At 62.0% G+C, this 20,344-nt stretch carries 18 protein-coding genes and 1 pseudogene; 8 read left to right on the plus strand and 11 right to left on the minus strand.

Translation table 11 applies throughout. The features are described 5' to 3' along the window. Positions 1-19: 19 nt before the first annotated feature. The gene (locus G7016_RS05730) at positions 20-418 is read right to left on the minus strand and encodes a response regulator (protein ID WP_181111883.1); all 399 of its coding nucleotides are present in this window, start codon (positions 416-418) and stop codon (positions 20-22) included. Between the two features lie 218 nt (positions 419-636). On the opposite strand from G7016_RS05730, the gene G7016_RS05735 reads away from it, so the two are divergent. The 5 genes from G7016_RS05735 to G7016_RS05755 all read left to right on the plus strand — a co-directional run bounded on the left by G7016_RS05735 (position 637) and on the right by G7016_RS05755 (position 7,214). After that, positions 637-4,122, plus strand: a complete 3,486-nt coding sequence (locus G7016_RS05735) for a response regulator (protein ID WP_181111884.1) — start codon at positions 637-639, stop codon at positions 4,120-4,122. Positions 4,123-4,163: 41 nt separating this feature from the next. Next, positions 4,164-4,985 (plus strand): CheR family methyltransferase, encoded by an 822-nt coding sequence (locus G7016_RS05740; protein ID WP_181112188.1) that lies wholly within the window; start codon positions 4,164-4,166, stop codon positions 4,983-4,985. Between the two features lie 13 nt (positions 4,986-4,998). Further along, positions 4,999-5,577: a chemotaxis protein CheB gene (locus G7016_RS05745; protein ID WP_181111885.1), complete on the plus strand. Its 579-nt coding sequence runs from the start codon at positions 4,999-5,001 to the stop codon at positions 5,575-5,577. Further along, positions 5,571-6,767, plus strand: coding sequence for a hybrid sensor histidine kinase/response regulator (locus G7016_RS05750; RefSeq protein ID WP_181111886.1), 1,197 nt, complete (start codon positions 5,571-5,573; stop codon positions 6,765-6,767). The genes G7016_RS05745 and G7016_RS05750 overlap by 7 nt, the downstream gene beginning before the upstream one ends. 69 nt (positions 6,768-6,836) lie before the next feature. Then, positions 6,837-7,214 carry a response regulator gene (locus tag G7016_RS05755; protein ID WP_181111887.1) on the plus strand — a complete coding sequence of 126 codons (378 nt, stop codon included), beginning with the start codon at positions 6,837-6,839 and terminating at the stop codon, positions 7,212-7,214. An 8-nt stretch (positions 7,215-7,222) separates the two neighbouring features. Here the strand turns inward: G7016_RS05755 and G7016_RS05760 are convergent, their stop codons facing one another. From G7016_RS05760 to G7016_RS05800, 9 genes are all read right to left on the minus strand, one after another. Further along, positions 7,223-8,473: an ATP-binding protein gene (locus G7016_RS05760; RefSeq protein WP_181111888.1), complete on the minus strand. Its 1,251-nt coding sequence runs from the start codon at positions 8,471-8,473 to the stop codon at positions 7,223-7,225. Positions 8,474-8,584: 111 nt separating this feature from the next. Continuing rightward, entirely contained in the window at positions 8,585-9,640 is a 1,056-nt protein-coding gene (locus G7016_RS05765; RefSeq protein WP_181111889.1) for a tetratricopeptide repeat protein, read from the minus strand. Between the two features lie 78 nt (positions 9,641-9,718). Next, positions 9,719-11,344, minus strand: a complete 1,626-nt coding sequence (locus tag G7016_RS05770; RefSeq protein ID WP_181111890.1) for an NADP-dependent glyceraldehyde-3-phosphate dehydrogenase — start codon at positions 11,342-11,344, stop codon at positions 9,719-9,721. A 68-nt stretch (positions 11,345-11,412) separates the two neighbouring features. Next, positions 11,413-12,588: an MFS transporter gene (locus G7016_RS05775; protein ID WP_181111891.1), complete on the minus strand. Its 1,176-nt coding sequence runs from the start codon at positions 12,586-12,588 to the stop codon at positions 11,413-11,415. 5 nt (positions 12,589-12,593) lie between these two features. Then, positions 12,594-13,823, minus strand: coding sequence for a hypothetical protein (locus G7016_RS05780; protein WP_181111892.1), 1,230 nt, complete (start codon positions 13,821-13,823; stop codon positions 12,594-12,596). Then, positions 13,810-14,928, minus strand: a complete 1,119-nt coding sequence (locus G7016_RS05785) for an aminotransferase class I/II-fold pyridoxal phosphate-dependent enzyme (protein ID WP_181111893.1) — start codon at positions 14,926-14,928, stop codon at positions 13,810-13,812. The genes G7016_RS05780 and G7016_RS05785 overlap by 14 nt, the downstream gene beginning before the upstream one ends. Next, positions 14,925-15,917 (minus strand): C-terminal binding protein, encoded by a 993-nt coding sequence (locus G7016_RS05790; RefSeq protein WP_181111894.1) that lies wholly within the window; start codon positions 15,915-15,917, stop codon positions 14,925-14,927. The genes G7016_RS05785 and G7016_RS05790 overlap by 4 nt, the downstream gene beginning before the upstream one ends. Then, a complete protein-coding gene (locus G7016_RS05795) occupies positions 15,899-16,501 on the minus strand; it encodes a hypothetical protein (RefSeq protein ID WP_181111895.1) in 603 nt (200 codons plus the stop codon). The genes G7016_RS05790 and G7016_RS05795 overlap by 19 nt, the downstream gene beginning before the upstream one ends. 72 nt (positions 16,502-16,573) lie before the next feature. After that, a complete protein-coding gene (locus G7016_RS05800) occupies positions 16,574-17,035 on the minus strand; it encodes a hypothetical protein (protein ID WP_181111896.1) in 462 nt (153 codons plus the stop codon). A gap of 218 nt (positions 17,036-17,253) precedes the next feature. Here G7016_RS05800 and G7016_RS05805 point away from each other — a divergent pair, with 218 nt between their 5' ends. Then, positions 17,254-18,678, plus strand: a complete 1,425-nt coding sequence (locus G7016_RS05805; RefSeq protein WP_181111897.1) for an aminotransferase-like domain-containing protein — start codon at positions 17,254-17,256, stop codon at positions 18,676-18,678. A 98-nt stretch (positions 18,679-18,776) separates the two neighbouring features. Next, the gene (locus tag G7016_RS05810) at positions 18,777-19,622 is read left to right on the plus strand and encodes an NAD-dependent protein deacetylase (protein ID WP_181111898.1); all 846 of its coding nucleotides are present in this window, start codon (positions 18,777-18,779) and stop codon (positions 19,620-19,622) included. Here the strand turns inward: G7016_RS05810 and G7016_RS05815 are convergent. Then, a pseudogene (locus tag G7016_RS05815) lies at positions 19,604-19,845 on the minus strand (DNA-binding protein). The gene G7016_RS05810 and the pseudogene G7016_RS05815 overlap by 19 nt on opposite strands. Positions 19,846-19,925: 80 nt before the next feature. Here G7016_RS05815 and G7016_RS05820 point away from each other — a divergent pair. Beyond that, positions 19,926-20,282, plus strand: a complete 357-nt coding sequence (locus G7016_RS05820) for a helix-turn-helix domain-containing protein (protein WP_181111899.1) — start codon at positions 19,926-19,928, stop codon at positions 20,280-20,282. Positions 20,283-20,344: the final 62 nt, after the last annotated feature.

Consider the following 20,344-nt stretch of genomic DNA (forward strand, 5'->3'; position numbering starts at 1 on the left):
GTCCACGTCTTGTATAAGGTTAAACGCTGGCGGTGCGTTTTGGCGCTAGTGAATCCTGCACAGTGTCGCGCAGCGTGTCGATGCTGAAAGGCTTGCTAAGGAGTTTTGCGCCATCGGGCAGCGTCAAAGTGTTGCCATAGCCGCTGGCAATAAGCACTGGTATGCCTGGCCGCAGTGTCATGGCTTCCTGAGCGAGGTCGAGCCCGGTTCGCTCTTTCGCATCGCTCAACCCTACGTCCGTGACCAGGAGATCGATAGCCTGGTCATCGGTCAGTGCCGCGATTGCCAGGTCCCAGCCGTCCGCTTCGATGACCTTGAACTTGAGTTCTTCAAGTACGTCCACCATGAGCATACGGACGATGTCGTCGTCCTCGACCACAAGAATGGTATGGTCGGATGGAAGGTCGGATGAAGACATGGATACATCCCATAAAGTGAAGAAACGCTACACGGCCTTAGCCTGGGGGCAACCGGCCACACGAACTGGATGCGAAAACGCAAGGGCCACCGCAGGGGCGTTATCCTACGCCAATTCCCGGCCACGCTTAAGAATTTTCATTGAAGAGGCAAGGAAACGGGACCCGTGGCAAAATTTCCGGCAGACTTCCGCTGTTGTCCTCAAGCCAGGCCATGGATATGACCAAACCGTTTTCCCTCGACGAATTCGCCTTCCGCAAGATCCTGATGCGCAACGTAGCGCTCCCCCTCGGTGTTGGGATAGTCAGCGTGCTCGTGTTCGCCGCGCTGCTCAGCTACCTGATGAATGTCATTGGTTGGGTGGACCATACTGACCGGGTGATCAACAACGCCAACGAAGCGGTCAAGCTTTCGGTGGACATGGAAACCGGCATGCGCGGGTTTCTGCTGACAGGTGACGAGCACTTCCTGGACCCCTATGAAGTTGCCAAACCACGCATAAAGGCAGAGCTCGAAGGCCTAAAGGGGCTGGTGGGCGACAACCCTCAGCAAGTTGACCGGCTGAACCGCCTCCAAGCCCTGCAGGACGCCTGGAATCAGTTCGGCTCGGAAATGATCACCATGCGCCGGCAGAACCTGGATTTTCGCAGCGCGGTACAGGCCGGTCGAGGCAAGCGCCTGACGGATGAAATCCGCAGCGAGTACGACGGCTTTGTCGCGATGGAGCAGCAGCTTCGCATTCAGCGCAGCGAGGAAGTCACCCGGACCACATGGGTCGCGATAACCGTCTACCTGTTGTTCGTGATCATGCTCAGTGGTTTGCTGGCATACCGCGGCCGCCGGGACCTGCTCAATCTTTCTGACCAGTACGGCGACATCCTTGATGCCCAAAACCGCAGCGCTGAGCGTCTGGAGGCTCAGGCTTGGCTGCGCACCGGGCAGACCGAACTGGCGGAGCAGGTGTTGGGGCAGCTTACCGTGCAGGCACTGGGCACTAATGTGCTGAGGTTTTTCTCGCAATACCTGGGGTGTGTGGTGGGCGCGCTTTATGTACGCGACGAGCAAAGTAACCTTCGTCGCGTAGCCACCTATGGGTTTTCCCGCGAACAGGAGGGCCGTGACCATGTAGTGCGAGGGCCGGAGGGTATTGTCGGGCAAACCGCGCAGCAGGGCCGGCTGCACCGGCTGGACGATGTACCCGAGGATTATTTCCGCGTGAGCTCGGGCCTTGGCGAAGGCTTGCCGCGCAGCGTGGCGGTGGTACCGGCCATGAACGACGGCCAGGTCAATGCAGTGATCGAGCTGGGCTTTCTGCGCCCCCTGGGTGATCGAGACATCGCGTTCCTGGAATTGATTGCCGGCAATGTGGGCACGTCCGTTGAAGCCGCCCGCTATCGCCAGCGCCTGCAGGAGGTGCTCGCTGAAACCCAACAGCTTAATGAAGAGCTGCAGGTACAGCAGGAAGAGCTCAAAACGGCCAACGAGGAACTGGAAGAACAGTCCCGGGTGCTGAAGGAGTCCCAGGCGTACCTCGAAACGCAGCAGGCCGAGCTGGAGCAGACCAACGAGCAACTGGCCGAGCGCACCGAAGCCCTGGCCAAACAGCGCGACGCACTGGAGCATGCGCAGATCCAGCTGGAGGAGCGAGCCGATGAACTGCAGCGCTCCAGCCGCTACAAGTCCGAGTTCCTGGCGAACATGTCCCACGAGCTGCGCACACCGCTCAACAGTTCGCTCATTCTTGCCAAACTCTTGGCCGAGAACCCGGACGGCAACTTGTCCAGTGATCAGGTGAAATTCGCCGAATCGATCTATTCGGCGGGCAATGACCTGCTCAACCTCATCAACGACATTCTGGACATCTCCAAGGTGGAGGCGGGCAAGCTCGACGTGCGTCCGGAGAACACCAACGTACACCGGCTTGCGGACAGCTTGCGGGTGATGTTCCAGCCGTTGGCGGCAGACAAAGGCCTGGACTTCCAGGTACGGGTAGACGAGCTGGCGCCGGTTTCGCTGTTCACCGACCGCCAACGGGTGGAACAGATCGTCAAGAATCTGCTTTCCAATGCGCTCAAGTTCACCGAACAGGGGCAAGTAAGCCTGACCGTTACCCGCGAGGGCGAGGACAATATCGCCTTTATCGTGAAGGACTCGGGTATCGGCATTGCGCCGGACCAACAGCAGATCATTTTCGAAGCGTTCCGCCAGGCCGATGGCACCACCAGCCGCCGTTATGGCGGTACCGGCTTGGGGCTGTCCATTTCACGCGACCTCGCCACCCTGCTGGGAGGTGCAATCAGCGTCAGCAGCACGCTGGGCGGTGGAAGCACATTCACGCTGGTGCTGCCGTCGCACTTCGAGCCCGGGGCGCTGCCTACCGTGGGGGCACCACGGATTGCCGCGCATACCGTGCCCGTTGCGCCTGTGGCCGCTCCAACCGCGCCAGCTGCGGCGCCTTCCGTGCAGGCGCCTGTCCGGCCGCCGGCGTTCCCGGATGACCGCGAACTGGCCCCTTCCGATCAGCGCTGCATCCTGGTGATCGAGGATGAGCCCAGCTTTGCGCGGATCCTCTACGACCTTGCCCATGAGCTCAATTACCGCTGCCTTGTCGCCCACGGCGCGGATGAGGGCTTCCTGCTGGCCGAGGAATTCTTACCCGACGCTATCCTGCTGGACATGCGCTTGCCGGACCACTCCGGGCTGACGGTGCTGCAGCGGCTCAAGGAACAACCCGAAACCCGGCACATACCGGTTCACGTGATTTCGGTGGAAGACCGGGTAGAAGCCGCCATGCACATGGGTGCGGTGGGCTATGCCGTGAAGCCGACGTCGCGAGAAGAACTCAAGGCCGTGTTTGCCCGCCTTGAAGCCAAGCTCACGCAAAAGCTCAAGCACATCCTGCTGGTAGAGGACGATGACCTGCAGCGCGACAGCATCGCCCGGTTGATCGGTGACGAGGACATCGAGATTACCGCTGTGGCGTATGCCCAGGAAGCGCTGGACCTGCTGCGCGAGAATATCTACGACTGCATGATTATCGACCTGAAACTTCCCGACATGCTTGGCAACGATTTGCTCAAGCGCATGTCTACGGATGAGATTCGATCGTTCCCCCCAGTGATTGTGTACACCGGGCGCAATCTCACCCGCGAAGAAGAAGCCGAGCTGCTCAAGTATTCCCGCTCGATCATCATCAAGGGCGCACGCTCTCCCGAGCGGTTGCTGGACGAAGTGACCCTGTTCCTGCACAAGGTCGAATCCCAGCTGTCCCACGAACGGCAAAAAATGCTCAAGGCAGCCCGCAGCCGGGACAAGGTGTTCGAAGGTCGCAAGATTCTGGTAGTGGACGACGACGTACGTAACATCTTTGCCCTGACCAGCGCGCTGGAGCAGAAAGGGGCAGTGGTCGAGATCGGCCGTAACGGCCGCGAGGCCATCGAACGCTTGAATACGATTGACGAGATAGACCTGGTGCTGATGGACGTAATGATGCCGGAAATGGACGGTTTCGAGGCCACGCGGGAGATCCGCAAGGACCCACGCTGGCGCAAGCTGCCGATCATCGCCGTGACGGCCAAGGCCATGAAGGATGACCAGGAGCGGTGCCTCAACGCTGGCGCCAATGATTACCTGGCCAAGCCTATCGAGCTCGATCGCCTGTTCTCCCTGATACGCGTGTGGCTGCCACAACTGGAGCGGATTTGAGTGTGCAAGAACGTCCGGATCGCACCGAGGGCGCGCCGTCCATGACTGGCGAGCGCACCCGCGACATCGAGATCAAGCTGTTGATCGAGGCGATCTACTTAAGGTACAGCTACGACTTCCGCAATTACTCCGGCGCTTCCATCAAGCGCCGGATACTTCATGCGCTGCGCCAGTTCGAGTGCCCCAGTATCTCGGCGCTGCAAGAGCGGGTGTTGTACGACCCGGGTGTGTTCACCGAGCTGCTGCAATACCTCACCATCCCGGTCAGCGAGATGTTCCGTGACCCGGAACATTTCCTGGCCATCCGGCGGGATGTTGTGCCACTGCTCAAGACGTATCCTTCCCTCAAGCTGTGGATCGCTGGCTGCAGTACCGGGGAGGAGGTGTATTCGCTGGCCATCCTTTTGCGCGAAGAAGGCCTGCTGGAGCGAACGCTCATCTATGCGACCGACATCAATCCGGTTTCTCTGGAGCGGGCCAAGCAGGGGATCTACTCCCTGGAAGCTATACGTGCCTACACGGAGAACTACCATCGCGCGGGTGGCAAACGCAGCTTTTCGGACTATTACACCGCCGCTTACGATCACGCTATCTTGGATAGCACGCTGCGCGAGAACGTGACCTTTGCCGACCACAGCCTGGCAACGGACAGCGTGTTTTCAGAAACGCATATGATAACCTGTCGCAACGTATTGATTTATTTCAATAAAATCCTTCAGGATCGCGCGTTCGGGTTGTTCCATGAATCCCTTTGCCACCGAGGTTTTCTCATGCTGGGGGCCAAGGAGAGCCTGGATTTTTCCGGCTACGCCGACCGCTTCGAGACCTTGTCCCGACAAGAAAGGATCTACCGGAAGTTATGAAAGGGCCGCTCGCATGAGGCCTGCCTGCGAGGCCGTGGTGGTCGGCGCGTCGGCCGGTGGCGTGGAAGCGCTGCTTACCGTTTTCGGTCACTTGCCTCCCGCCTTCGAACTACCCGTGGTCGTGGTGCTTCATCTGCCGGAGCGGCGCCCCAGCGAGCTGCCGATGGTGCTCGAGCGACGCTTGCGGCGGCCCGTGCAGGAAGCGCGTGACAAGGCGCCGGTGGAGCGGGGCCTGATTTACGTGGCTGGCCCCAGTTATCACTTGTCCATCGAGCGAGACCGTAGTTTTTCCCTTAGCCTGGAGCCCCGCGTGCACTTTTCACGCCCTTCCATCGACCTATTGTTCGACTCCGCCGCCGATGCCTATGGCCCGGCGCTTACGGGTGTGCTTATGACCGGTGCGAGCGAAGATGGCGCGCGTGGCCTCGCCGCCATCCGCCAGGCCGGTGGCCGAACTGTGGTCCAGGACCCGGCCGAGGCCAAAATCGCAACCATGCCCGAGGCAGCGCTGGCGTTGTTTCGGCCTGACCACATTCTTACTTTGCACGGCATCGGCAAGCTACTGGCCGATCTGGAAACAGGCACATGCTAAGTCAAACCCCCGCCAAACTGCTGATTGTCGACGACTTGCCAGAGAACCTTCTGGCGCTCGAAGCCCTGATCAGCCGAAGCGACCGTGAGGTCTACAAGGCGCTCTCGGCCGACGATGCGTTGTCGTTGTTGCTGCAGCACGAGTTCGCCCTGGCCATCCTGGACGTGCAGATGCCTGGCATGAACGGCTTCGAACTGGCAGAGCTGATGCGCAGCACGGAGAAAACCAAGCATATTCCGATTGTCTTCGTGTCAGCTGCTGGTCGGGAGCTGAATTACGCCTTCAAGGGTTACGAAACCGGCGCCGTGGATTTCCTGCAAAAGCCGCTGGATACCTTGGCGGTGAAGAGCAAGGTCAATGTGTTTGTCGACCTGTACCGTCAGCGTAAAACGCTGAACGAGCAGCTCGAAGCGCTCGAGCGCAGCCGGCGACAGCAGGAAACCTTGCTCAAGCAATTGCAGGCGACCCAGGCCGAGCTGGAGCACGCCGTGCGGATGCGCGATGACTTCATGTCCGTGGTTTCCCATGAGGTGCGCACGCCGCTCAACGGCCTCATCCTGGAAACCCAGTTACGCAAGATGCATATCGCCAAGGGCAATGCCGAGGCGTTCTGCCTCGACAAAATGCGCGGGATGGTGGAGCGCGACGAGCGTCAGATTCAAAGCCTTATTCGCCTGATCGAGGACATGCTTGACGTCTCACGCATCCGCACCGGCAAATTGTCGATCCGCCCGGCCAGGTTCGACCTCGCCCAGTTGGTAGGCAATGTGGTCGATCGCTTCATGCCCCAGGCGCTCAACGCGGGTATGGAGATCGAATACAGTGCGGCGGCACCGGTCATAGGAAACTGGGACGAGTTCAGGATCGAGCAGGTGGTGGCCAACCTGCTGACCAATGCCCTCCGATATGGCGGCAAGGGAAAGGTCGAAGTGGCCGTTCGGGCAGAGGGCGACTGGGCTTGCCTGACCGTTCGCGACCATGGGGCCGGTATCAGTGAAGAAGATCAGCGACGTATCTTCCTTCAGTTCGAGCGTGCGTCGAATCGCCATGGCATCGCCGGCCTCGGGCTTGGCTTGTTCATTTCCGAACAGATCGTGTCGGCCCATCAGGGGCGTATCGGCGTGCAAAGTACGTTGGGCGAAGGCGCCTTGTTCAGTGTCCATCTGCCCCGGATCACTGGCGTGGAATAATGAAGCAACCTCTTGTTTTGGCTGCGGTCACATAGGCAGCCCGACATAACATTTTATATAGGCATTGCAATGAGTGGAGACGCGCAAGACGTCGTATTGATCGTCGAGGATGAGCCAGTTATCCGGCAGGTCCTCAACGATTACTTGCGGGGGGAGGGGTATCATGTGCTGGAAGCGGAGAATGGCGTGGAAGCCTTCGGTATCCTTGCCACCAAGCCGCATCTGGATCTGATGATCACCGATTACCGCCTGCCTGGTGGTATTTCAGGTGTGGATATTGCCGAGCCGGCGGTAAAGCTGCGCCCGGAGCTCAAGGTCATTTTCATCAGCGGCTATCCGCAGGAAATCCGCGACAGTACCCACCCCATCGCTCAACGCGCACCCGTGCTGGCCAAACCGTTCGAATTGGACGACCTGCACGCGGCCATTCGCAAGGAACTTGCTTGAGCGCGCCGTCAGGCGCGTGGGAAGTAGAGTTCTACCCGGCTGCCGCGACCGGCCTCGCTGCGCAGGGTGACATGCCCGCCTGACTGCCGGGCGAAGCCATACACCATCGACAGCCCCAGGCCGGTACCCAGCCCCGGGGGCTTGGTGGTGAAGAACGGGTCGAAGGCCCGCCCCAGGGTCTCCCGGTTCATGCCACAGCCGTTGTCTTCCACGCCGATGACAATGTAGTCGCCGGCGGGCAGCGCATGGCTCATGCTGGGTTGGTCTATGCCGACACGCCGATTGGCTGTATCGATCACCAGTCGCCCGCCTTCAGGCATGGCATCCCCGGCGTTGATCACCAGGTTGAGCAAGGCGCTTTCCAATTGCCCGGGGTCTATGCAGGCCGGCCATAAGCCCTCGGCAGGGCGGAATTGCAGTGAAATTTTTCCACTGAGGCTACGTCCCAGCAGCCCGAGGCCCGCTTGTATCAAGCTGTTGACGTCCAGTAGCCGGGCATCGAGGGTTTGCCGACGAGCGAACGCCAGCAGGCGATGGGTGAGGTGCGCTGCCCGTTCGGCCGAGGTAGCACTCAGGTCGAGCAGGCTCTCCAGCTTTGTGTATTGGCCGTTGGCCAGCCGTCGGCGGATAAGGTCCAGGCCGCCGGTGATACCTGTGAGCAGGTTATTGAAATCCTGGGCAATCCCGCCGGTAAGCCGACCGACTGCCTCGAGGCGGGTAGGGGATTCCACGCATTCCGGAGCATTGGGGTCTGCCTGGACACTGTGAAGCTTGTCCCTCATCTGGTATTGCTTGGTGCGGTTGGCCAGGCTGGCCTCAACCAGCATTTCCAGCGAGGCAGGATGGTAGGGACGTTGCAACACCCGCACATTGCCGAGCGCTGCCAGGGACGGCGGTGGAGCGAGCCGGCGCCCGCCGGTCGCGGCAGTCAATACCAATACTGGCAGGTCGGACCACTCTGGCTGGTTCTCTAGCCACGCTTGCAGCGGCGCAAGATCGCCACAGGCCAGGGTTTCGCTGGTGGTAATCAGCAAATCCCCGCCGCGTTCAAGTGTGGGAAACAACTCAGCGGGCGCCACCAACTTATACTCACCGCCTGTGCCGCTGGCGAGCACGGCACACAACTGGTCTCGATCCGGGCCCGGGGCGGCGCACACTAACAGGCTGATGCTGCTGGCTGCGGTTGCACTGGTGCCGTCCAGCGACCAGTGCCCTCTATCGTCGCGCCAGGCGCGGCCACTTTCTGGTTTTGCTGTCATCACCGTTGCCGCCCCCGTCCATGCGCTGTAGTCGCGCCGCAGGCTCCTGAAATTACCGGCGCTAGTTTCTGGACAGCAGGCGCGCCTCGGGGTTCATCCGTGAATCGATTGCTACAACCCTTGCTGGACAGCCGGGTCGTCCGGGTTCTGTTGCTCGAGCTCGGCCAACAGCACCTGAACGTTCTGCAACTGCCCGGACTGTTGCCAATAGTCGATCAGGAGCATGCGCGCCTTGCGGTTCTCCGGGTGGCGGCGCACCAACTGATCAAGCTGGGCCTGGGCGGCGTCTGGCTGGTCCAGGCTATGCAGCGTGGTGGCCAGGTCAAAGCGATAATCGGCGACCTCCGGCGCAAGCTCCACGGCTTTTGCCAATGCCAGCAGCGCAAAGGCCGGTTCGCCATGGCCGAGCAGCCACAGGCCCAGCTCGTGCTGAAGGAAGGCATCGTCAGGGTGCTGGCGCAGAGGTTCGGCCAGCACCGCGCGGGCTTCGTCCGGCTTGCCACGTTGGTCAAGCGCTCTCGCCAACAATACCCTGGCAGGCAGGTGGTCGGGGTGTAGCGCCAGCACCGTACGCGCAGCGGTTTCAGCTTGCTCCGGCGCCCCACGTTGCAGCAGCAGGCGCGCCAGTTGTAGTTGGGCGCTGTAATCGTGAGGCATTGATGCCAACTGGCCAGCCCAGGTATTGAGTACCTCGTCCAGCCGATGTGCATATTCACCAGTGCCCGCCGCTCCCAGCTCGAGCAAAGCCTGAGCCGCGGCTGTACGCACGCTCTCGTCAGGGTCACTGAGCAGAGGGCCGAGGGCGTCTGCCTGGGCGGCGGTGGGCAGCAACCTGACAAGGGCTGTCAGCGCGGCATGCCGAACGACCGGCGCCGGGTCGGTCAGGCCCTGGTGGGCGAATACCAGTGCTCGAGGGCTGGGGTAGTCCGGCAACGGCCCATACAGCGCGGCACGGGCGCCTGGCGCAAGGTCGTCGCGGGCCAGCTGCTGGTATAAACGCCGGGCGGCACCGGGTTCTCCCCCGCGTGCCGCGCGCAGGGCTTCGGTGTAGCTGCGGGGCGCGAGCGATTGAACCTGGGGCTGGGGCGGGGCGGAAAGGAGCCAGATAACCGCGCCTGCCAGCAGGGCCAGGCCAATAATCGAAGACAAGCGTGAGGCGCGGGTCATGCGTGGGTCCGCCAATGCAGGGCCCACAGCTTCGGGCACAAGCCTTGATGAGTCAAACCAAGGCGTTGATCCCGTGGGTCAGAAGATGTAATCGGTACTGAGAAAGCCCGAGCTGCGCGCCTGGATGATGTCGCTGACCAGTTGCTTGTTCGCCCCGTTGAAGCGTGTTGCGACCAGGGTTCGGATGGAAAAGCTGCGCAGGGCATCATGGACGGAAAGCGTGCCCTCGGCCGAATCCTTGCGGCCGTTGAACGGGTACTGGTCGGGCCCCCGCTGGCATTGAGTGTTAAGGTTGATTCGCCCCACCTGATTGGCAAAGGTATCCACCAGACGGCCCAATGTCATTGGATCGGTGCCAAACAGGCTCAGCTGTTGGCCATAGGTGGAGTCCAGCACATAGTCGATCACCTCTTCGATGTCGTCGAAGGGCACCACAGGCACCACCGGCCCGAACTGTTCCTCCACATAGACGCGCATGCCCGGCCCGACGGGGTAAAGCACTGCAGGTTGAAAGAAGGAAGCGCGGGCAGTGCCGCCGCCGGGATTGATCACCTTGGCGCCGTGGGCCTTGGCATCCTCGACCAGGCCGGCCAGGTAGGCCACCTTTCCGGGCTCGGGCAATGGGGTAAGGGTAACGTCGGGGTTCCACGGCATCCCGGCCACTAGCGTGTTCACCCGGGCGCTGAACCGGCCGAGGAAGTCCTCGGCGACGCTGCGATGAACGAAGAGAATCTTCAGCGCCGTACAGCGCTGGCCATTGAACGACAACGTCCCTGTAATGCATTCGCTAACGGCATTGTCCAGGTCGGCATCGGCAAGAATGATGCCGGGGTTCTTGGCATCCAGGCCCAGTGCCGAGCGCAGGCGGTGCGGTTTGGGGTGCAGCTTTTTCAGTTCCGCTGCCGCCTTGTGGGTACCAATGAATGCAAAGATGTCTATCTTGCCGCTTGCCATCAAAGCGCTGACCGTTACCCGACCACTGCCGTAGATGACATTGATCACCCCCGCCGGGAAGCTGTCCCGGAACGCCGCCAATAGAGGACGGATCAGCAACACGCCAAACTTCGCGGGCTTGAATACCACCGTGTTGCCCATGATGAGCGCGGGGATCAAGGTAGTGAAGGTTTCGTTCAGTGGGTAGTTATAGGGCCCCATGCACAGCGCCACACCCATGGGCACGCGGCGGATCTGCCCCAGCGTGCCTTGTTCCAGCTCGAAGCGGCTGGAGCGGCGGTCGAGCTCTTTCAGCGCATTGATCGTGTCGACGATGTAGTCACAGGTGCGATCGAATTCCTTCTCCGCATCCTTCAAAGGCTTGCCGATCTCCCACATCAGCAACTTGACGACCTCGGTGCGTTGTTCGCGCATTCGCGCCAAAAAGCCCTCAACATGATGGATACGTTCGGCTACGCGCATCATCGGCCACACGCCTCGCCCTTTGTCATACGCCCTTACCGCGGCGTCCAGTGCTTGCATGGCGGCTTCGGCATTGAGCCGCGGCGTGCTGCCCAGTTCGGCATGCTGATCGCCCTGCTCGGTGGCTAGGCAAAGAGGGCTCACAACCGGCGCCAGCGGACCTTCCCAGCGTTCGAAGCGGCCGTCGATCAAGTACTCCCGCTGCTCCTGCGGTTCACCGAATTGCCAAGCCGGGGGAATATCGCCAGGCGCAGGAAAGAGTTGAGGCGGAAGAAGGGCGTCGCTCATGGGGCACTCCACTGGAGGGAAAACCCGAACTTTAGCAGCCTGCGCCCGGCCCGCCACGTGAGGCATGTTTAATGCCTCGCCGCCAATGATCGCCCCATCGGCACGCTCGCACCACCGCGCAGGCACAAGAGCGCGATCGTGGCTACCAGCAAACAAGCCCCCGCCGCCAGGGCGAACGTGAGCCAGGCATGGCCCTGCGCCACCAGGTACAGCCCGGTGCCTGTCGCAAGTGCTTCGGCGAGTGCCCAGGTCAAGGTCAACACGGCCATGGCAAACGCGGGCCGGCCTGGGAACAGGCTCAGCGCCATCACCTGATACAGCGGGCCGAACACCATTTCTGCCAGCGTGAGCAGCAGTACAGCCCCTAATGCGACTGCCGGAGTGCCGCTCGCATGAAACAAGGCAAGCATGCCGATACCCATCAGCAGGTTGGAACCTACCATCAGCACACCGCGCCGCAGCCCGGCGAGCAAGCGGGTGAGGGGTAACTGAAGCACCACGATCAGCCCGCTACTAAGGGCGAACCACAGACCTATTGCTTCCGGATCAAGACGCGGCTGGGCGTGTAGCGGAAACACGTTATAGAAATGGCTGAATGCAAAGAACGACAGCGCGTTGATAGCCAGGAACAGGGCCACGCCTGCCGCCGACCCTGCCTTGGGCGTTTGAGAATGGCGCTCGCGTTCGCCATTTTGTTCGCCTTTGGGTGCGCCCAGGCAGAGGCAGAGCGCAACCGTGGCCACGCAATACAGCAGTGGAAACAAGGGGTAGTAAATGGGCCAATGCTTGAGAATCAATGCCGAGGCATACGGCGTAATCCCGGCGCTGAGGTTCAATGCAACGTTCTCCAGCGAAAACGCCTTCACGTGGTCGCTGCCGGTGTGGCCTGCGGCGATGTACGTCAGCTGCGCCAGGGATGCCAGGGAATGCCCCAGGCCGTACAAGCACACCAGCGGCAGCCAGGCAGCAAGGGAATAGTTGCGGGCCGCATGCAGCAGGTAAAGCCCGGCAATTGCAAGGCTGATCAGCGATTGGGTCAGTACCAGCAGATAGCGTATTTCCGTGCGCGCAACCCACCGCACGAACAGCAACGAGCCGGCGCGGTTGCACAGGGCAATGCTCGCCCCCAGCATGCTGATCGCACCTGCCGAAAACGGCGACTCTTCCGACAGCCACACGGCAAAGAAGGAGAACAGCAGGCTCCAGCTGCCCCAGGTGGTGAAGCGGATAAGGTAAATGGCCATTGCGCTCAGTCCAGGTTGTAGGCGGGCAATGCCGGGCCGCGGTCGGTGTAAAGCCGTAGCGTGGCCAGGCTGGCCAGCACTTCCGCCTCCTGCCCGCTGAGCATGCCGACCCAGGCGTAGTCCGAGGTGCCTATGGCCGGAACAGATGCGCCATCCACTGCAAAGCGGGTATGGCGCGCCGAGCAGCACACTACTTCTATACCGCTCAAGACCGCCGCTTCCGGCAGCCCGTACCACACACCAAGGGTGCCCTTGAGCGGCTCGCTCCACCGGGGCAGCGCCGGATAAAAGTGAGCAAGCGGCAACAGCAGCACATGGCCCAGCAGTTCTGCTGGCATCACGTTGCACGCCAGCGCTACCTGCTCCAGTACGGTCGCGCCGCCAATACGGCCCGCATTGGCATCCACCAGGTGAAGCCCGGCGGGGCCGACGATGCACTCGCAGTGAAACCACCCATCCCGGCAACCGCTGCGCTCGAACAGTTGCGTAAGGGAAGCCCAGCCCTGCGCCAGCTGCTCCGGGGCCAGGCTGGCATTGGCGGGAAAACGGTTGGCAACCTCGGTCAGGCCGATGCGGCTGCGGCGCGATACCCCAACCGGGTTCAAACGCCCACCTTGCAGGTAACCCTCGAAGCTGACGAGCACACCTTCAAGCCGCTGCTGGAGAATCCAGCGCTCGGCGTTCAGGTGAAAATGGCGCGCCAGATGCACCCTGATCTTGCCCACGGCGCCCATGCCGCCCGTGATGTGCCCCACAGCTTGGCCACCGGAGCCGCAAGCAGGCTTCACTACCCAGTCGAGCCCCGGCACGGCCAGCACATCCGCCAGTGCTTCCGGGTCACAGGCTGTGAAAGCATGGCTTTGCGGGGACAATTCACCTGCCAGCTCCGCTACCACTGCCTTGTCGCTAAGCCGTGCCAGTGCGGAGCCGGGGTAATCCCAGCCATGCGCCTTCGCAACCGCTTCAACCAAGGGGAACAATTCATCGAACAGCGTTGTAACCGCGCAGATGCTTTCAGCCAGGCCAGCGTGTTGTCGCAGGTACCGCTCCACGGCAGCGTACTCCAACGCCACATCATGGAAGCGCGACAAGGGGAGGTTGTCCCACACTTCGGCCGGCCGCCCGAGGCGATCGCCGAATACCACCGGCTGCAACCCATAGGGCGCCAGTGCTTGTTCGAGGTATTTCAGAGCCACATTGCCTATGCCCAGGATCAGGAGTTTACGGTCGGTCATGGCAGCAACCCCGAAAGCGGAAAAGAATGTCAGCGAGCACCGGGTTGAACAGCTCGGGCTGTAGCGAAACCCTGGCGATGTGGACGTGCCCATTGAGGGCACCCAGGTACAGGCTTGCACCCTGCGCCAGTAGTTGGGTACGCAGGTTTTCGCCGGCCTGCCTGTCGGGCAAGGGGACGGTAACGAAATTGGCGGCCGAGGGAAGGCAGCGAAGCCCACTGGCCGCGGCTTGTTCCAGGAACCAGGCCTTCAGTTCCTCCGTCGCGGCAATCACCGACCGGTGATGCGCCTGGTCGTGGAGGGCCGCCAGCGCCAGGGATTGGGTGACCGTACCGACGCCATAGTGAACCCGAGCGCGATTTGCGACCTCCAGCAGTGCCGGCTCCGCGATGGCGTAGCCGACGCGCATCCCCGCAAGGCCGTATGCCTTGGAGAAGCTGCGCAACCGCACCACGTTGGGCAGGGGATACGCACAATGCTCGCTGCCAAAGGCCTCGTAGGCTTCATCCAGCATCAACAGCGTTCCCGTCGGCAGCGCCGCAGCGAAGGCTTCGATCGCTGCTGCACCATGCTCGCTGCCAGTGGGGTTATCAGGGTTGGCCAGGTACACCACGCGCGCCCTCTGGCGTTTTGCTTCGGATGCCAGGCTTGCCAGGTCCACCTGTGCGCTGCCTTCTGCCACTGCATAGCTCACCGAGTACGGGCGAAGCCCCAGGGAGCGGGCGAAATAGGCCACGGTGGGGTAGGTGCCCGCCGCATGAATCACCACACTGCCTGGATCAGCGAACGCGCGCAGGAAGAGAAAGATCAGCGCGTCGGCGCCGGCATCCACCAACGTAGAACCCACAGGCACCCCATGGTGCACCGAGAGGGCCTCGCGCAGCTCGAAGGCAGCCGGGTCGGGATAACGTCGTGCCTGCTCCAGCAGGGCTTGGCCGTACCGCGCGGTCAGGCCCTGGCTATAGAACGGCAGCGCTTCGTTGGCGCTTAGCCGCGCGGTAACCGGGGCGCCAAGAGTACGTTCGAGCGCGGCAATACCCGGGAACGGGTTGCTACCCGTCGATGACCGTAACGGCCTTGCAGGATGGGGCATCAGAGGGTTCATAGGCGATTCCGATGTTGGCCACTGACCAACAATGTTTTCAGGCAAGCAGCCGCCTTGCGCCGCAGCTCGGGCAGCGCCTGCTCCGAGTAGAACGCGGCATGGGGCGACCACAGTACTTCAGCGGCCATCAACGCCGCCGGCGGTGGGTGTTGTTCGTCCGCGTAGACATCCAGCGCGACGCCCGCCAGTTGGCGCGCACCCACCGCTTCGCACAACGCGGCGGGGTCGATCAGGCCCCCGCGAGCGGTGTTCACCAGGTACTTGCCCTGCAGCCAGCGAAACTCGGCTTTGCCGATGATGTGCTGTGTACGTGGCGTCAGCGGAGCATGCAGGCTAACCAGATCGGCCTCCCGGAGCAGGGCTTGGAGGCTTTCCCTGCGTTCGATTCCCAAGCTTTTTTCCCACCCGCTGTCGCGGGCAGGATCGAAGAACAGCACGCGGCAGCCAAACGCCTTGAAGCGTAATGCCACCGCAGCGCCTATCCGGCCCAGGCCCACCAGGCCAATGGTCAGGCCGCGCAGGCGGGGCACACGGCCCACCTCGCGCCAGTCCCAGCTACCGCCCCGCACGGTGGCATCCGCGCGGGGCAGTCGGCGGATCAGCGCAAGCGCCATCGCCAACGTGTGGTCGGCCACTTCGTCCGTGCCGTAGTCCGGAACATTGGCAATGGCGATGCCCTGCAGCCGCGCTGCTGTCAGGTCTATGTTGTCGACCCCTACCGCTGCCCGCACGATCGCTCGGCATTGGCTCAACCGCGAGAGGGCATCGGCGGGAAGTGGCACCAGGTGCCAGCTGATCGCACCGTCACAAGCCAGTGCTGTGATGGGAAGGTCCGCCACTGTGTCCACATGAACCAGCGTTACCTCCACCCCAGGGCCAAGCACCTCGGCCTCGATGTCCGGCGTGTCCACATAGCTGTTACGGGCAGAATCCAGCACAAGTACCCTGGTCCCTTTCAAACGGTCGCCGACTACTGAGGGAACACGCATGGCTCGCCCTTCCAATTGGTGAAGTGAATGCACTCATTACCTTGGGCGTCCACTTCGAGGCGCGTTGGGGTAGCGCCCAGCTCCAGGGGCACGGTGTGCTTGCCACTGAGGTGGGGTATCACGAATTCGGGGACCGCCAGGTTGGACACGTGGCGCTTGAGTTGCCGCAGGAGGGTGAGCGCGTGTTGAATGGAGGCGGCATAACGGCGGTGCCCAGGAGAGAACGGCATGAACTGGTACAGGTAGTGAGGGGTGACCCCGCCGCGATACAGCCCCATGCAGAGGCCGCGCAACGTAGCCAGTTGATCGTTGACGCCGGCCAATAAAGGAATATTGGCGAAGAGTAGCGGCACGGCGTTTTGCAATACCGCTACGGCAGTGAAAAAGGCTTCCGTCAGCTCGCGAGGGTGAGCCACGTGCAGCCCCACCGCAGTCACCCGATGGCGCGCCAGGGATTGTGCCAAGGCAGGAGTAATCCTGTACGGGTTGAAGGTCAGTGCTCGGGTATGCAGCCGGATCACGATGTCCGGGCGGCACTGGCGGATGCTCTGCAGCAGCCCCTCCAGGCGAGCATCGGACAGCATCAGAGGTTCGCCACCGCTCAGGATCACTTCCTCAACGCCCGAATGGCTGGCCAGATAATCCAGCGTTGCCTGTCAGTCGCTTTTGCGCAGGGCGGGTTTGCCCGGCTGCTTTTCCAATGTGCGCAAGGCTTCGTAGCAGAATTGGCAGTAGGCGTGGCACACGTTGGCGGCACGCACGATCACCCGATTGTCATACTTGTGCTGGCAGATACCAGTGACCATTTCGGCATCGAGCTCCCAATTCTCGGTGCTGCCGTCGTATTCGAAAGCGCTGGCCTGGGTGAACTCCGGGATGGTCTGCGCCCAGATGGGGTCGTTCTCGACCGGGCGCTGCGAGTCATCGCTTTCGATGAGCGCCAGGGCATAAGGGGTGAGCGAAACCTTGCGGGTATCGAACGCCCCCCGAAGGTTTTCAAGCCGTTCACTGTTGGCCAGGCCAGGGAACGCCTGAACCAGCTCTTCGAGTGTGGACACGCTGTTCTGTTGTTGCCATTTCCAGTCGAACCAGCAGGGCTGCGGGATGGCCTGGGTCATAACGCGCCTCCTTGGGCAATGGTGCATTCCTTGTGACGATGAGAAGTCTATGGCGCCGGGCGAGTTGGCGGCCTAACAGCTTGGGCCCCACAACGCCTAACTGTTAGCAAAACGCACCTAACAGCGGCACAACGGGGCTATTTCCCCTGGGGGGGTTATGACCGTTGTGCCCAAAGGGGTACAGTCCGGGGAACACGAGCAAGCGGAACGGCGGGTAAATGATTGCAGGCAGTGGCGACAGCCCAGCGCACAGGGCTTTTCTGGAGATCAGCGAGGCGCTTGCCAGCGGTACTTTCCAGCCAGGCCAACAACTGCCTTCCATCCGCCGATGGGCCTCACGCCCAGGTTTGAGCTTCCATGGCGTGGTACGTGCCTATGAACGCCTCGAAGCGCTTGGGCGCGTGGTTGCAAACCCTGGCCGGGGTTACTTTATGGCTGCGCAAGGCATGGGCGTCGAGGGAATGGCAAGCGTGGGCATGGCGGGTGAGGGCACCGGTTCGCTCATGGCCGCGCCACCAGCCCGGGCGAGCACGGAGATGGACCCGTTCTGGGCCCTTTTCCATGCCTCGGGCACTTCGATGAAGCTGGGTTGTGGTTGGCTTCCGCCAGAATGGACAGACACGCGCTCGCTGGCCCGGGTTATCCGCCGTACCGCGACTTTTGCCCGCAGTTCGCTGGTGGAGTATGGCGATCCTGCGGGCTACCTGCCGATGCGAGAAGCACTGGCCTGTCATCTACGAGGGCGCCACTGCCTGCCGGTAACCGCCTCCCATATCCTCACTACATTGGGTGCGACCCAGGCACTGGACCTGATCATCCGGCTGCTGGTATCGCCCGGCGACCGGGTGCTGGTAGACGACCCGTGCAACAGTAACCTTATCCGCCTGCTGCACTTGCGCGGCGCTGAGGTGATTGGCATAACCCGCCTGAACGACGGCCCAGACCTGGACGCTGTGCGGGCCCGTCTGCAGGAGGGGGCGGTGCGAGCCTTCTTCATCAATGCGCGGCTGCATAACCCGACGGGCACGTCCGTAAGCCCCCGGCAGGCCTGTTCGTTGCTTAAACTGAGCGCCGCGCATGGCATGCTTCTCGTCGAGGACGACGTCTACGGGGATTTCTGTTCAGGGCCGGCACATCATCTGGCCAGTCTCTCGGGATTAACGAACGTGGTGTATGTGGGCAGTTTTTCCAAAACCCTATCGGCCAACCTGCGCGTGGGCTACGTGGCCGCGCCTCCCGGGCTGATTGCTCGGCTGGCAGACCTCAAGCTCTTGACCAGCGTGGCCGTACCCGGGTTTTGCGAGCGTTTCATCGGCGCGATCCTTGCTGATGGCAGCTATGAGCAGCATGTGCGCAAGGCCCGCTTACGGCTGCAAACCGCGCAGGCCACTACCCGCGCTGCGCTTGAGCGGTGGGGCTGGGAGCTCTATTACCCTCCCCGCGAGGGTATGTTCGTGTGGGTACGTCACCCTCGGCTGACATGCACGCAAAGCCTGATCGAGGCGGCGCTCGCGCACCAGGTATTGCTCGCGCCAGGGCGGCTGTTCAGCGCCGACGGCAGGGAAACGCCCTGGTTGCGTATCAACGTTGCGCATTTTGACCTGGCCCGGGCCCAGGCAGTGTTCGAAGCGCTTGTCGATTAAGGGTGTTCGTCGCAATCACCGGCTAAATCGCGCAGCCTGGTTTACCCTTCTTCACTACCCGGCAGGCCTGGTGCCGGGCGTGTCATTGGAGGTTGCGTATGGATCAGACCCAAGCCCTCGAGGCACTTTCCATGCTGTGCCGCAGACTGGCCGGCGCCCCCGTCCTCGCGCTGACCGGGGCAGGCATCAGCACCGCTTCAGGCATCCCGGATTACCGTGATACCGAGGGCGTGCGCCGCGGCAATGCCCCCATGATGCATCAGGAGTTCGTAAGTTCGCTGCAAGCGCGCAAGCGTTACTGGGCCAGGGCGATGGTAGGCTGGCATGGGGTGGAGCAGGCGCGGCCCAACCCTGCCCATGAAGCGCTGGCGCGGCTGCAGGCGGCGGGCCATGTGGTGTCGGTGGTCACTCAGAACGTGGATGGGCTGCACGAGCAGGCCGGTAGCCGCGATGTGATCGAGTTGCACGGCAACCTGCACCGTGTGGTGTGCCTGGATTGCGCCGATACGCTGTCCCGCGCGGCAATGCAAACGGCGCTCGAAGAAGCGAACCCGTCCCTCCAGGACGTGCGCGCGGTGCTGGCTCCGGACGGTGACGCCCAGCTTGCGGCCAGGTTTCTTGAACAGTTCACCTTGCCGCTCTGCCCTGCGTGCGGCGGCAACAGGCTCAAGCCCGACGTAGTGTTCTTCGGTGACGGCGTGGCGACGCATACGGCACGGGCCGCCCTGGAGGCGACCGAGCGCGCCGCAGTGATGCTGGTGATTGGCTCATCACTTATGGCCTATTCCAGTTACCGGCTGTGCCTGGAGATGTCGCGTCAGGGCAAGCCCCTGCTGGCAATCAACATGGGCCGTACCCGCGCTGATGCCTTGCTGGCGCTCAAGGTTCGCCAGCCCTGCGAAGGGGCCTTGCCCTGGCTTGCGGATCAGCTGGGCGCCGCGTGAACATCCCGCCGGGAGGCCTCCATATCGCCAGGTATCACGCCGTCCTTCATGCCAAGCAGTACCGCTACTTGTGAGCCTCCCCCCGTCGGCCCTTCTTGCGCCCTGACAGCACCTGGTAGGTGGTGGCGGGGTCTACATTGTGCTCACGGGCAAATTGTTGAACCGATTTCCCCTGATGATCCAGCCAAGCTCTCGCTTGTGCGGCAGTCCGTATACCGTGCATAGTTCAAGTCCGTTTTTCTAGATTTAATAGTGTTGGATTCCACACCGCTTTGGGTGTTTCGGAAAGGATTATACATTCAAATGACTGCAATTGGTTCTCGCATCCGCGAGGAACGTGAACGCCTGCGACTCACTCAGCGAGCGTTCGGCGAGATAGGCGGGGTAGAGCCTAATGCCCAGGGAAAATACGAAAGCGGGGAGCGCTGGCCCAAGGCCGATTACCTGGCCGCGGTGGCGGATCACGGTGTGGATGTGCTGTACGTGCTTACCGGAGCGCGCGCGGCCGAACCCGCCGATCAACTGAGCGAGGACGAAGCCAGCCTGCTGAGGGGCTATCGCTCGCTGCCGGCACCTGCCCAGGCCGCGCTGGCGGGCATGGCAGAGGCCCTGGTGGCGCTGATACCGGCCAGAAACGCCGATGGCAGGCGAGGGCGCTGAGACCGCCGGTACGCAGTTTTCGTTTAGGCCTAGGTTCGCGTGGTGGAACTTTGTTAATGTAC

This window comes from Pseudomonas japonica (assembly GCF_013522925.1).
GTDB lineage: Bacteria > Pseudomonadota > Gammaproteobacteria > Pseudomonadales > Pseudomonadaceae > Aquipseudomonas > Aquipseudomonas japonica_A.

Coding starts and splice junctions, on each gene's coding strand:
- G7016_RS05800 (WP_181111896.1), bottom strand. CDS start 17,035: ATGACCCAGGCCATCCCGCAGCCCTGCTGGTTCGACTGGAAATGGCAA.
- G7016_RS05785 (WP_181111893.1), bottom strand. CDS start 14,928: ATGAACCCTCTGATGCCCCATCCTGCAAGGCCGTTACGGTCATCGACG.
- G7016_RS05730 (WP_181111883.1), bottom strand. CDS start 418: ATGTCTTCATCCGACCTTCCATCCGACCATACCATTCTTGTGGTCGAG.
- G7016_RS05780 (WP_181111892.1), bottom strand. CDS start 13,823: ATGACCGACCGTAAACTCCTGATCCTGGGCATAGGCAATGTGGCTCTG.
- G7016_RS05755 (WP_181111887.1), top strand. CDS start 6,837: ATGAGTGGAGACGCGCAAGACGTCGTATTGATCGTCGAGGATGAGCCA.
- G7016_RS05740 (WP_181112188.1), top strand. CDS start 4,164: ATGACTGGCGAGCGCACCCGCGACATCGAGATCAAGCTGTTGATCGAG.
- G7016_RS05805 (WP_181111897.1), top strand. CDS start 17,254: ATGATTGCAGGCAGTGGCGACAGCCCAGCGCACAGGGCTTTTCTGGAG.
- G7016_RS05735 (WP_181111884.1), top strand. CDS start 637: ATGACCAAACCGTTTTCCCTCGACGAATTCGCCTTCCGCAAGATCCTG.
- G7016_RS05775 (WP_181111891.1), bottom strand. CDS start 12,588: ATGGCCATTTACCTTATCCGCTTCACCACCTGGGGCAGCTGGAGCCTG.
- G7016_RS05810 (WP_181111898.1), top strand. CDS start 18,777: ATGGATCAGACCCAAGCCCTCGAGGCACTTTCCATGCTGTGCCGCAGA.
- G7016_RS05750 (WP_181111886.1), top strand. CDS start 5,571: ATGCTAAGTCAAACCCCCGCCAAACTGCTGATTGTCGACGACTTGCCA.
- G7016_RS05770 (WP_181111890.1), bottom strand. CDS start 11,344: ATGAGCGACGCCCTTCTTCCGCCTCAACTCTTTCCTGCGCCTGGCGAT.
- G7016_RS05795 (WP_181111895.1), bottom strand. CDS start 16,501: ATGCTGTCCGATGCTCGCCTGGAGGGGCTGCTGCAGAGCATCCGCCAG.
- G7016_RS05790 (WP_181111894.1), bottom strand. CDS start 15,917: ATGCGTGTTCCCTCAGTAGTCGGCGACCGTTTGAAAGGGACCAGGGTA.
- G7016_RS05765 (WP_181111889.1), bottom strand. CDS start 9,640: ATGACCCGCGCCTCACGCTTGTCTTCGATTATTGGCCTGGCCCTGCTG.
- G7016_RS05820 (WP_181111899.1), top strand. CDS start 19,926: ATGACTGCAATTGGTTCTCGCATCCGCGAGGAACGTGAACGCCTGCGA.
- G7016_RS05745 (WP_181111885.1), top strand. CDS start 4,999: ATGAGGCCTGCCTGCGAGGCCGTGGTGGTCGGCGCGTCGGCCGGTGGC.
- G7016_RS05760 (WP_181111888.1), bottom strand. CDS start 8,473: ATGACAGCAAAACCAGAAAGTGGCCGCGCCTGGCGCGACGATAGAGGG.